The sequence below is a fragment of the Klebsiella sp. WP4-W18-ESBL-05 genome, from assembly GCF_014169075.1.
Classification (GTDB): domain Bacteria; phylum Pseudomonadota; class Gammaproteobacteria; order Enterobacterales; family Enterobacteriaceae; genus Kluyvera; species Kluyvera ascorbata_B.
This window is the reverse complement of the sequence record NZ_AP022057.1, coordinates 2,581,770-2,593,797: the sequence shown is the minus strand read 5'-3', so window position 1 is coordinate 2,593,797 and position 12,028 is coordinate 2,581,770. Positions and strand designations below refer to the sequence as shown.

The following is a 12,028-nucleotide window of genomic DNA, read 5'->3' as shown; positions in this document are numbered from 1 at the left end:
TAAAAGTTGCGTACTGGGAAGTAAACGTCTTCAATGAAGGAATGACGAGGTAATGGGGAGGCTAACGTGGCAGAGCAACTGGAGTTTTTCCCGGTTCAAAGTCCGTGCCGGGGAATTTGTCAGTCGGACGAACGCGGCTTTTGTCGCGGCTGTTTTCGTAGTCGCGACGAGCGTTTTAACTGGCAGACGATGAGCGATGCGCAAAAACAGGAAGTGCTGCGGCTATGTCGCCAGCGGCTACTGCGCAAATTGCGCGCAGCGAAAGCGAATCCAACGGAAGATCCTCAGCAGCCCTCACTGTTTTAAGCGCAAAAGTGCGTATACTCAATCCAACTTTTTTGTTGAGGAAGTGGTTATGGTTCAACGTATTACTTTGGCGCCGCAGGGGCCGGAATTTTCACGCTTCGTCATGGGCTACTGGCGTCTGATGGACTGGAATATGTCCGCGCGTGAGCTTGCCAGCTTTATGGAAGCGCATCTGGATCTTGGCGTGACGACCGTTGACCACGCCGATATCTACGGCGGCTACCAGTGTGAAGCGGCGTTCGGTGAAGCCCTGAAGCTAGCACCGCACCTGCGTGAACGGATGGAAATTGTCACCAAATGCGGTATTGCCACCACGGCAAAACCGGAACATGCAATCGGGCATTACATTACCGATCGCCAGCACATTGTGCACAGCGCTGAACAGTCACTGCGTCATCTGGCGACCGATGTTATTGACCTGTTGCTTATCCACCGTCCGGACCCGCTGATGGATGCGGACGAAGTGGCCGAGGCGTTTACGGCGCTGCATCAGAGCGGCAAAGTGCGTCATTTTGGGGTGTCAAACTTTACGCCAGCGCAGTTTGCGCTGCTGCAGTCGCGTTTGCCGTTCACGCTGGCGACGAACCAGGTTGAAATTTCGCCTGTTCATCAGCCGACGCTGCTGGATGGCACGCTGGATCAGCTTCAGCAACTGCGTATTCGTCCGATGGCCTGGTCATGCCTGGGCGGTGGTCGCCTGTTTAACGACGACGCGTTCCAGCCGCTGCGCGATGAGCTGGCAAAGGTGGCGAATGAGCTGAATGCCGGGAGCATTGAACAGGTGGTCTACGCGTGGGTCATGCGCCTGCCGTCGCAGCCGCTGCCGATTATCGGTTCCGGGAAAATTGAGCGCGTGCGTTCGGCAATTGTCGCGCAGTCTCTCGATATGTCTCGTCAGCAGTGGTTCCGCATTCGTAAAGCTGCATTGGGCTACGACGTGCCGTAATGTCTAAACAGCAGGCGCTGCCGCCTGCTGTCGTTTTTACGCCGTTTGCTCGGTCAGCGTATCGGGTGCCGGTGCCGCCTCAAGCTGCGATAGCGAGCAGTACAGCCGCCAGACGATGGACGCCAGTTCACGAGCAGCAGGCTGGTGATGATGGGCCAGGGCGGCGCAAATTCGCTGCAGTTCTTCAAGGGTTGCGGCTAACGGTCGTTGCTGCACCCCGCGTTCGCTCATTACATCCCGCAGCAGGCTAATACACATATCGCGCACCTGCGACAGCGGGTCCGAGCGCGCCTCCCAGCTTCGCAGTTGCCACACCACGTGCGAACAGTTCAGCAGCACCACGCCCCAGCGCAGCAGCCAGCGGCGCGCGGCGTCATCCTGGCTCGCGCTGAGCTGGCTAACATGATGATAAACCAGAGATTCAAACTCATGTTCGCGGTTTGACGGGTGACGGCTGAGCTGATCGACAAAGTGACGGCGTAACGCGCGAATATGGCGACGACTTTTGCGCGCGTCCGAGCCGGGCGTCAGTACCGCAAATGCCAGCCACGCCAGCCCGACGCCGATAATCTTGGCCAGATTATCGTTGAGAAAATCGGCGAAGTTATACACCGGTGGGTTAGTCACGGCGATAAACGAACCCATAAAGACGATCAGCGATCCCCACAGCCGTGCCTGTTTCGGCATTTGTAGCTTTAACAGCTGCATGGTCAGTAGCAGTGGAAATAAGAACAGCATGAACTGCCACAGATCGTTAATTTGCACCATCAGGCCAAACTTAACGCCGAAGCTAAAGAATGACAGCAGAATCAGCGTGCGCATCAGCAGCGTGAGAGAGCTGAACGGCGAGGGGACATTGGAATAAAGCACGCAGCAAATGGCTGCCAGCGTCAGCGCTGCCGCGCCGGACTCCCACTGGGTGCTGATGCTTAATGCTCCCACGCTGACCAGGGCGAAAAAGGTCCGGATACCGCTCCAGGCCGCCTCGGCGTGATCGGTATGGCGCATCAGCGCGGGCGCAGCCGGGACGGAAAACTCTGTGACCGCCGTTGCGTTCTCCAGCCGCTGAAGCCAGCGACTGGTTTTAAGGTACAGACGACAAAAATAGCGCAGGCGATCCCAGAAGGCATGGTGGCGATAATCCTGCGGATCGACGGGGGCCAGAGGGGCGATAATACGCGCGACGGTGTAGGCGTCACAGCCCGGAGACGCCAGCGCCTGGAGCAAGGTTTCCAGCACAGGGCGAACATGATTTGGCAGATTGGGCCAGTTGAGCATTAGCCGCCGCAGGCTGGAGATAACGCTGGTGAGGCGCAGCTGCTGGTGCAGCAGATAGTTGAGCAGCGCATTTTGCCGACGCAGACGATAGTGGCTCCAGAAGGCCTGAATGCGCAGCAGATTCATGGTCAGGATCTGACTGATGACGCTCTGGTGGGCGCTGCGGATGGCGTCGGTGGTCACCGGCTGCCACAGCATACTGGCATGCTCAAGCAGACGCGCGTGCATATTTTTCAGCGCGGTAAGCAGCGCGCTGCCGTCGGAGGTGCTGGGCAAAATCATCATCATCAGCCCGCCGCACAGAATACCGACGATCACTTCACAAACGCGTGCCTGGGCTATCTCCCACAGTTTAGTCGCGTCGACCACGTTAATGATCGGGAAAGCAATGATGGCGCAGGTGTAGCCCGCCAGTTGGAAGGCGTAGGCGACATTATTGCTGTACATCGCGCAGGCCCAGGTGCAAAAACCCAGCCAGCCAGACATCGCGAACAAAAAGAGCCACGGGTCGGTCAGCGTGTGCCCGGCGATAAGCAGCGCGGCGCTGGCGCCCAGCAGGCTGCCCGCGATGCGGCCCAGGCTTTTGCTGATGACGCCGCCGACGGTGGGGAAGCTGACCACCGCAGCGGAGGTCATGGCCCAATACGGTTCGTCAAGATTCAGCCAGTAGGCGAAAGTCAGCGCCAGACACATGGCGATCGCGTTGCGCAGTGCGTAGCGCCACTGAGGAACGGTGGCTTTAAACCAGGGCAATGCGCTCCACGTCAGCGTGGGCAGGGTCATTGCTGACGGCCTGTAATTGACACCGTGCACGTGGTGCCCGCGATCAGGATGGTATCCGCAGGCTGTGGATCAAGCGCAATGCGAACCGGGACGCGCTGGGCCAGGCGCACCCAGGGGATGGTTGGCTTGATGTCTGCAACCAGCGTTCCATCCGTGGCCAGGCTCTGATCGTGGATAGCGCGACCGATGCTGGAAACGTGACCCTGTAACTTTTTATTATCGCTATAGAGTACGATATCTGCGCGGTCGCCTTCGCGGATATGCCGCAGCTTGGTCTCTTCAAAATAGCCGACAACATAAAATGAGTGGCTGTCGATAAGGGCGAAAACCGGCTGGCCGACCGCGGCATAGTTGCCTGCTCGGGTCGTAAGGTTGGTGACCCAGCCGTCGACCGGCGCTTTGACTTCGGTTTGCGCCAGCTGCCAGCGGGCATGGTCCAGTTCGGCTTTAGCGGCGTCTGCATTGGCCCGCGCGACTTTCAGCGCGATGTTGACGGTATCAAGGTCTTCAGCGGAGATAACATTTTGCGACAGCCCCCGTCGACGTTCCACTTCATGGCTTGCGCGCAGTAGGTCGGACTGCGCCTTGGCCCATTTTGCTTCGGCGTTCATGACGGTGATTTTCCACGGCGTTGGGTCTATTTCGAACAGAACGTCACCGGCCTTCACAAACTGATTATCCTTCACGTTGAGGTGCAGAATGCTACCGGATACCTGCGGGGTGATGTCGACCTGTTCGGCGCGAATTTTACCGTCACGCGTCCACGGTGACTGCATGTAATAGTTCCAGACCAGCCAGACGGCGACGATAGCAACGGCGGCGATCAGCAGCGTTGAGAAGTATTTTAATTTTTTCATTGAATGACATCACCACCAGACAAGGAGCAGCAGCGCGAGGCATACCGAAAGCGCAAAGAAAGAGAGATCCATTAATAGCGGGTGCCAGATATCACCAGCGTACATCCAGTCACGCAGCAGACGGTGGAGAACCAGCCAGAACAGGAAGCCGAGCAGAACTGCCTTAAATACGGGAGGAAAATAGATCGAAGCACCGACGACAAGGTCTTGTAGAGGCAGTCCCGGGATGTGGAGAATCGACTTCACAAGCAGAAATCCTTTGCAATTGAAGAGTTATAACTCGATAGTGTGTCGTGTTTTGACATAAAATCACATGATTTGAAACAGTGTAAAGCATGGATCTGGTTTACGTGCACGTGGCAATTCATTTGTTTTGCTAATTTAAATACTGCACACTATTCTAAAATCAGTATAATAACTTAGCAAGCTAATTATAAGGAGATGAAATTGGAATCGCCATTAGGTTCTGATCTGGCACGGTTGGTGCGCATTTGGCGTGCTCTGATTGACCATCGCCTCAAACCTCTGGAACTTACGCAGACACATTGGGTCACGCTGCATAACATTCATCAGCTTCCGCCCGAACAGTCGCAAATCCAACTGGCTAAAGCGATCGGCATTGAGCAGCCGTCATTGGTACGAACACTGGATCAGCTGGAAGAGAAGGGACTGATTTCCCGCCAGACCTGTGCCAGCGACCGTCGTGCTAAACGTATTAAGTTAACTGAGAAGGCTGAACCGCTGATTCAGGAAATGGAAGCGGTCATCAGCCATACGCGCGGTGATATTCTGGCAGGTATCTCAGCCGATGAGCTGGAGATCCTGACGACGCTTATTCGTAAGCTTGAGCAGAACATCATCGAGCTGCAATCACGCGATTGACACTAAAAACCCGCGAATATCGCGGGTTTTTTATTATCCCCCTCGCACACGCCTGGTGAAGGGGGATACTCTCATTCCCACACCACAACGCGGTTTCGTCCCGTTCCCTTCTCGCGGTACATCGCCTCATCAGCGCGACGCACGCACTCTTCAACCGGTACCGACAAATCGGTCACGGTAAAGACGCCGATACTGATGGTAATTGGCTCAGGCAACTTGTCCTGGCTGCTATTGGAATCATGCTGGCCGATGGCCAGACGAATACGTTCCGCGATAGCGTGGGCTTCTTCTGCATCGGTGTTGGCTAACAGCAGCGCAAACTCTTCACCGCCGATGCGCGCGGCGATATCATTCTGGCGTACCGAGTCCTGCAGCACTTTCGCGACGAACTGAATCACCTTATCGCCCTGCAGGTGACCATATTTGTCGTTAATGCGCTTGAAGTGGTCCAGATCGCTCACAATAACCGATACCGGGTTTCCGCTGGCGATAGAAGCCTGTAGCGCGGTAAAAGAGTCGTAGAAATAGCTGCGATTGTACAGCCGCGTTAATGGATCGCGGATGGAGTTTTGGTACGAGTTCAGGTATTTCGTGTTTGACTGGCGGTACAGCGTGAACACATCGCAAAACAGAACGAAGATCAGGAACATTGTTGAAATAGTTTCAAACAGTCGTGCCTGATACCAGCTGTAGCTGGCGGTGTCCTGACCGGACATCAGCACCAGTAGGGTGAAGATATAGCAGGCGCAGAAGAAAGCACCGCTATACCAGAATATATTGTTCAGGCGAGTGACAAATATCAGCGTAAATAGCGTGACCAACCATATTATGACCAATGCCCAGTTCATAATATCGCTCCACGTTTCGCTGTATTGATATGTGGCATTATCGACCAGATGTACGCTTAACGCTGGATTATGGCTGGAATACAGCCACGATAATATCAGCATAATAATGGCGAAACCGAAGATGCCGCATAATATAAAAATATGATTTCTGGTACTGTGCATATCGCGTGATTTGATGGCGTATAGGCCCACCGAAGCAATAAACAATACGGTCATAATAATATTACGGAAAAAATAAAATATGAGCGTATCGTTATAGTTCACCTCGCTTGCGGCACCGCACAAGAACCACATCGGGTAGCTGTTCAGCGTCCCCATCATCAATATGGCTGAGCTGGCAAAGGCACAGGCAATCGCCATCAAATAAAGACGCTGCCTGTCGCACAGGTACTTCATCACCATGAATACCGCGATCATCGTGTGGAAGACCATCAGAAACATCGTCAGCGTGGGAAAAAGAATAGGCGCAATCGAGGGAACGTGGCGAATAAAAATAGTAGAAAAATGATTGAGTAACAGAATACCAATCAGGCATATCGTGATATAAATCAAGAAGCGTTGCAGTGGGAATTTTAAAAGCATAGATGAGTCCTGTATACGCTAAGCGCTGCAAACCTTCGGGCGTCCTGCCCGGATTGGACTCAATTTTAATGGATTGGCTGTAAAGAAATATTGTCCGTGCGCAAATAATAGATTGCCTGAATAGATTTTATATATTTGTAGTATGAATTAATAGAAGGGAAGTAAGCGGTAAGTGTTATGAAAGCAGGTGCGCGCGATAGGCACGCACCCGAAGAACATTAACGCGGAGAAACGGTTACCTGGCGGCCGTTGCTGGCCATCACGACGCGCTGACCGGCTGAGAAACGGGTGTCGCCCTGTTTCTGCACCACCATGATGGTGTTGCCGTCATCTTTACGAATTTCCAGCTCGACGCCCTGGGTTTTGTTCATCGCGCCCTGGACGCTCTGGCCCGCTACGCCGCCGGCAACGGCACCCGCTGCGGTAGCCAGCGAACGACCGGTACCGCCGCCGACGGTGTTGCCCAGGAAACCACCCAGTACTGCACCGCCGATAGCGCCGATGACGTTGCTATCATCGCCACCCTGAATCTGAACCGGACGCACGTGTACAATGGTACCGTAGGTCACGTTCTGAACCTGTTTTGCTTCGGATGCTGAGTAAACATCGCCTGACAAACCGCTGTTGTTGGCACATCCGGCCAGGGATAAACCAATCATTGAAACAGCCAATACGCGTAACATCATTTATGAATCTCCAGTTCACTAAGAATTGCTCTCTTGAGCATCCGTACTAAACAATTATATGGCATTTGATCGGAGCGGTCATATCTTCCGCATTCATTATTCACGATAATAAGCCATCCTGACTTAACCAACGCTAAACGCAAGAAAAACTGTGGCGCAGCGCTAAAAACAGCGGTGGGACGGGCGTATATTGTTAAAAAATATTATTGGTTAATAGCATTACGTACGGCTTTATGCTGGAGTGTTAACTTTACAGAGCTGACTAAGGACGGCGTATGAAATCCGGGCGATATATTGGCGTGATGTCAGGAACCAGCCTTGATGGCGTGGATGTGGTGCTGGCGGTTATTGATCAACATAGCGTGGCGCAGCTGGCGAGCCTTTCCTGGCCCATCCCCATCGCACTGAAAGAAGCAGTACTGGCCGTTTGCCAGGGGCAGCCGCTCACGCTCTCTCAACTGGGCCAGTTGGATAACCGACTGGGGCATCTGTTTGCAGACGCCATTATGGCGCTGATGGCTCAGGAAAAACTGGCCGCCCAGGATATTGTGGCCATCGGCTGCCACGGGCAAACCGTCTGGCATGAACCGACCGGCGATGCGCCCCATACCCTACAGATTGGCGACAACAATATTATTGCCGCCCGCACCGGCGTGAGCGTGGTGGGGGATTTCCGCCGTCGCGATATGGCGCTTGGCGGGCAGGGCGCGCCGCTGGTTCCGGCCTTTCACCAGGCGCTGCTGGCAGACCCCAGCGAGCGCCGCATGATCCTGAATATTGGCGGCATTGCTAATCTTTCGCTGCTGATACCCGGCCAACCGGTACGTGGCTATGATACCGGTCCAGGCAATATGCTGATGGATGCCTGGATCTGGCGCAGCCTGGGCAAACCGTATGATAAAGACGCCGAATGGGCGAATGAAGGTCGGGTTATTCTGCCGTTGTTGCAGGATATGCTGAGCGATCCTTATTTCGCCGCACCCGCGCCGAAAAGCACCGGCCGTGAGTACTTCAACTACGGCTGGCTGGCACAGTTCCTCGCACGCTATCCGGGGCTGCGCGCCCAGGACGTCCAGGCGACCCTGACCGAGCTGACGGCGGTGACCATCAGCGAGCAGGTGCTGCTGAGCGGTGGATGCGAGCGTCTGCTGGTGTGCGGCGGGGGCAGCCGCAACCCGCTGGTTATGGCGCGCCTTGCCGGGCTGCTTGCCGGAACCGAGGTGGCGACCACCGACGAATACGGCATCAGCGGTGATGATATGGAAGCGTTGGCCTTTGCATGGCTGGCGTGGCGTACCGTTGCCGGGTTACCGGGCAACCTGCCGTCGGTGACCGGCGCGTCACAGGCAAGCGTGCTGGGGGCCATTTTCCCCGCGAACCCACAGAATAATAAGAGTTAACTGACATCATCTTTTACACTGGGCCGGTAGACTTAAGCAAAACGGGAGTGTGAAAATCACTCCTTGACCAGGAATGTCGAAAGGCCCGGAAAAATGAAAAAACTTCTTATCGTTGCTCTCCCTTTTATGCTCGCAGGCTGTAGCGCCTATAACCAGTTTATGGAGCGGATGCAAACCGACACGCTGGAGTATCAGTGTGATGAAAAACCGCTGACGGTGCATCTCAACAACTCGCGCCAGCAGGTGAGCTTTATCTATGATAATCAACAGCAGACCCTTGCGCAGGGCGTTTCCGCTTCCGGAGCGCGTTATACCGACGGTATCTACGTTTTCTGGTCGAAAGGCAATGAGGCGACCGTCTACAAACGTGACCGTATCGTGTTGAATAACTGTCAGTTACAAAATCCTAAGCGTTGAGATTTTCAGGCGGGCGGCGCACAATAACGCCACCGAATGATTACGGGTTTCAACGCCATGTCTGACAACGACGATCTGCAGCAAATTGCGCATCTGCGCAGAGAGTACACCCGTGGCGGCCTGCGTCGCCACGACCTTCCCGCTGAACCGCTCCCGCTTTTTGAACGCTGGCTTTCTCAGGCCTGTGAAGCAAAACTGGCCGATCCGACGGCGATGGTAGTGGCAACGGTCGATGAAAACGGCCAGCCGTACCAGCGTATTGTTCTACTGAAGCATTATGACGAGAAAGGGCTGGTCTTTTACACCAACCTGGGCAGCCGCAAAGCGCATCAACTCGAGCAAAATCCGCGCATAAGCCTGCTATTCCCGTGGCATATGCTGGATCGTCAGGTGATGGTTATTGGCAAGGCCGAGCGTTTATCGACGCTGGAAGTGGTCAAATATTTCCATAGCCGACCGCGCGATAGCCAGATAGGTGCCTGGGTGTCAAAACAGTCCAGCCGCATCTCCGCGCGCGGTATTCTCGAAAGCAAATTTATGGAGCTGAAGCAGAAATTCCAGCAGGGTGAAGTACCGCTGCCGAGTTTCTGGGGTGGTTTCCGCGTCTCTGTTGAACAGATGGAGTTCTGGCAGGGCGGTGAACATCGTCTGCACGATCGTTTTTTATACCAGCGCGAAGACGGTGCCTGGAAAATCGACCGGCTGGCGCCGTAATCCCCGAAATTTGTTGTTTTAAGCGCTAGCGCTGAGGGCGTCAGCGCTTTATTCTATAGAGCTTTCGCGTCTGGCGAAAAGTCGTGTACCGGCAAAGGTGCAGTCGTAAAGAGATGGAGAATTTGATGGCAAGCAGTAACTTGATTAAACAACTGCAAGAGCGGGGGCTAGTTGCCCAGGTAACGGACGAGGTAGCGTTAGCAGAGCGACTGGCGCAAGGCCCGATCGCGCTCTATTGCGGCTTCGATCCTACCGCTGACAGCTTGCATTTGGGGCATCTTGTTCCATTGTTATGCCTGAAACGCTTCCAGCAGGCAGGCCATAAACCTGTGGCGTTGGTTGGCGGCGCGACCGGTCTGATTGGCGACCCGAGCTTTAAAGCCGCTGAACGTAAGCTGAACACCGAAGATACCGTTCAGGATTGGGTGGCCAAAATCCGTAAGCAGGTTGCGCCGTTCCTCGACTTTGACTGCGGCGATAACTCCGCCATTGCAGCGAACAACTACGACTGGTTCGGCAGCATGAACGTGCTGACCTTCCTGCGCGATATCGGCAAACACTTCTCTGTTAACCAGATGATTAACAAAGAAGCGGTGAAACAGCGTCTGAACCGTGACGATCAGGGGATTTCCTTTACCGAGTTCTCCTACAACCTGCTGCAGGGCTATGACTTTGCCTGCCTGAACAAACTGCACGGCGTTGCGCTGCAGATCGGCGGCTCTGACCAGTGGGGTAACATCACCTCCGGTATCGACCTGACTCGTCGCCTGCACCAGAACCAGGTGTTCGGTCTGACCGTTCCGCTGATTACCAAAGCGGACGGCACCAAATTTGGTAAAACTGAAGGTGGCGCGGTATGGCTGGATCCGAAGAAAACCAGCCCGTACAAATTCTACCAGTTCTGGATTAACACCGCGGATGCCGACGTATACCGCTTCCTGAAGTTCTTCACCTTCATGGACATTGAAGAGATCAATGCGCTGGAAGAAGAAGACAAAAACAGCGGCAAAGCACCGCGCGCGCAGTACGTACTGGCCGAACAGGTCACCCGTCTGGTGCACGGCGAAGAAGGGCTGGTGGCGGCGAAGCGCATCACCGACAGCCTGTTCAGCGGCTCCCTGAGCGCGCTGAGCGAAGCTGACTTTGAGCAGTTGGCTCAGGACGGCGTGCCGATGGTTGAGATGGATAAAGGCGCAGACCTGATGCAGGCGCTGGTCGATTCCGAACTGCAGCCGTCTCGTGGGCAGGCGCGCAAAACCATCGCGTCAAACGCGGTCACCATCAACGGTGAAAAACAGGCTGACCCGGAATACTTCTTCAAAGACAGCGATATTCTGTTCGGGCGCTACACGTTGTTACGCCGCGGTAAGAAAAATTACTGTTTGATCTGCTGGAAGTAATCTTTAGAAACAGGGGGGCGTGGGAAACTACGCCCCCTTCTTTTTTGTCGTCTGAGTAGAACTAATGAACAACATTCTCGCCATTCAATCCCACGTTGTTTTCGGGCATGCGGGCAACAGCGCCGCCGAATTTCCTATGCGCCGTCTTGGCGCGAACGTCTGGCCGCTAAATACGGTGCAGTTCTCCAACCATACGCAGTATGGCCAATGGACGGGCTGCGTGATGCCGCCTGCGCACCTTACGGAGATAGTGCAGGGTATTGCGGCTATCGATCAGTTGAAACGCTGTGACGCCGTGCTGAGCGGCTATCTCGGGTCCGCAGAGCAGGGTGAGCATATTCTTGGCATCGTACGTCAGGTGAAAGAGGCCAATCCGCAGGCAAAATACTTTTGCGATCCGGTGATGGGGCATCCGGAAAAAGGGTGTATCGTTGCGCCGGGCGTGGCGGAATTCCACAAGCGTTATGCGCTGCCGGCAAGCGACATCATCGCCCCGAACCTGATTGAGCTGGAGATCCTTTGCGGTCATGATGTGCAGGACGTTAACGGCGCCGTGCAGGCGGCGCGCGAGCTTATCTCCCTGGGGCCGCAAATTGTGCTGGTGAAACATCTGGCGCGTGCGGGCTACAGCGCGGACCGTTTCGAAATGCTGCTGGTCACCGCTGATGAAGCCTGGCACATCAGCCGTCCGCTGATTGATTTTGGCGCACGCCACCCGGTGGGTGTTGGTGATGTGACCAGCGGGCTGCTGCTGGTCAAACTGCTACAGGGGGCTTCGCTGCAGGATGCGCTGGAGCATGTCACCGCAGCGGTGTACGAAATCATGGTTACAACGAAAGAGATGGGCGAGTACGAACTGCAGGTTGTTGCCGCGCAGGATGGTATTGCTAAACCAACCTGCCACTTTAGCGCCACTCAGCTGTAGTCGG

General features: G+C 54.8%; 13 protein-coding genes. 8 read left to right on the top strand and 5 right to left on the bottom strand.

What is annotated here, in order from left to right:
* Positions 1-66 precede the first annotated feature (66 nt).
* Positions 67-306 carry a DUF1289 domain-containing protein gene (locus tag H7R58_RS12560; protein WP_106926778.1) on the top strand — a complete coding sequence of 80 codons (240 nt, stop codon included), beginning with the start codon at positions 67-69 and terminating at the stop codon, positions 304-306.
* A 49-nt stretch (positions 307-355) separates the two neighbouring features.
* Positions 356-1,252 carry an aldo/keto reductase gene (locus H7R58_RS12555; RefSeq protein WP_106926780.1) on the top strand — a complete coding sequence of 299 codons (897 nt, stop codon included), beginning with the start codon at positions 356-358 and terminating at the stop codon, positions 1,250-1,252.
* A gap of 36 nt (positions 1,253-1,288) precedes the next feature.
* Here H7R58_RS12555 and H7R58_RS12550 read toward each other — a convergent pair whose 3' ends face one another.
* From H7R58_RS12550 to H7R58_RS12540, 3 genes are read right to left on the bottom strand one after another with little or no spacing between them, the layout of a single operon-like run.
* The gene (locus H7R58_RS12550; protein ID WP_182934371.1) at positions 1,289-3,313 is read right to left on the bottom strand and encodes an FUSC family protein; all 2,025 of its coding nucleotides are present in this window, start codon (positions 3,311-3,313) and stop codon (positions 1,289-1,291) included.
* Positions 3,310-4,170, bottom strand: coding sequence for an efflux RND transporter periplasmic adaptor subunit (locus H7R58_RS12545; protein ID WP_182930490.1), 861 nt, complete (start codon positions 4,168-4,170; stop codon positions 3,310-3,312). The genes H7R58_RS12550 and H7R58_RS12545 overlap by 4 nt, the downstream gene beginning before the upstream one ends.
* A 9-nt stretch (positions 4,171-4,179) precedes the next feature.
* Positions 4,180-4,416, bottom strand: coding sequence for a DUF1656 domain-containing protein (locus tag H7R58_RS12540; protein ID WP_106926786.1), 237 nt, complete (start codon positions 4,414-4,416; stop codon positions 4,180-4,182).
* 195 nt (positions 4,417-4,611) lie between these two features.
* On the opposite strand from H7R58_RS12540, the gene slyA reads away from it, so the two are divergent.
* Positions 4,612-5,052 carry a transcriptional regulator SlyA gene (slyA, locus tag H7R58_RS12535; protein WP_106926788.1) on the top strand — a complete coding sequence of 147 codons (441 nt, stop codon included), beginning with the start codon at positions 4,612-4,614 and terminating at the stop codon, positions 5,050-5,052.
* 71 nt (positions 5,053-5,123) lie between these two features.
* Here slyA and H7R58_RS12530 read toward each other — a convergent pair whose 3' ends face one another.
* Together H7R58_RS12530 and slyB are read right to left on the bottom strand one after the other, a co-directional pair.
* Positions 5,124-6,482: a sensor domain-containing diguanylate cyclase gene (locus tag H7R58_RS12530; RefSeq protein ID WP_182934370.1), complete on the bottom strand. Its 1,359-nt coding sequence runs from the start codon at positions 6,480-6,482 to the stop codon at positions 5,124-5,126.
* A gap of 218 nt (positions 6,483-6,700) precedes the next feature.
* Complete coding sequence (gene slyB, locus H7R58_RS12525) at positions 6,701-7,168, bottom strand: outer membrane lipoprotein SlyB (protein ID WP_106926792.1); 468 nt, start codon at positions 7,166-7,168, stop codon at positions 6,701-6,703.
* Positions 7,169-7,443: 275 nt separating this feature from the next.
* Here slyB and anmK point away from each other — a divergent pair, with 275 nt between their 5' ends.
* From anmK to pdxY, 5 genes are all read left to right on the top strand, one after another.
* Positions 7,444-8,568: an anhydro-N-acetylmuramic acid kinase gene (gene anmK, locus H7R58_RS12520; RefSeq protein ID WP_182930492.1), complete on the top strand. Its 1,125-nt coding sequence runs from the start codon at positions 7,444-7,446 to the stop codon at positions 8,566-8,568.
* Positions 8,569-8,661: 93 nt separating this feature from the next.
* Positions 8,662-8,985, top strand: coding sequence for a C-type lysozyme inhibitor (gene mliC, locus H7R58_RS12515; RefSeq protein WP_106926796.1), 324 nt, complete (start codon positions 8,662-8,664; stop codon positions 8,983-8,985).
* A gap of 57 nt (positions 8,986-9,042) precedes the next feature.
* Positions 9,043-9,699, top strand: coding sequence for a pyridoxamine 5'-phosphate oxidase (gene pdxH / locus H7R58_RS12510; protein WP_106927049.1), 657 nt, complete (start codon positions 9,043-9,045; stop codon positions 9,697-9,699).
* Positions 9,700-9,824: 125 nt separating this feature from the next.
* Complete coding sequence (gene tyrS, locus H7R58_RS12505; protein WP_106926798.1) at positions 9,825-11,099, top strand: tyrosine--tRNA ligase; 1,275 nt, start codon at positions 9,825-9,827, stop codon at positions 11,097-11,099.
* 64 nt (positions 11,100-11,163) lie between these two features.
* On the top strand, positions 11,164-12,024 hold the full coding sequence (pdxY, locus tag H7R58_RS12500; protein ID WP_182930493.1) for a pyridoxal kinase PdxY: 861 nt from the start codon (positions 11,164-11,166) through the stop codon (positions 12,022-12,024).
* Positions 12,025-12,028: the final 4 nt, after the last annotated feature.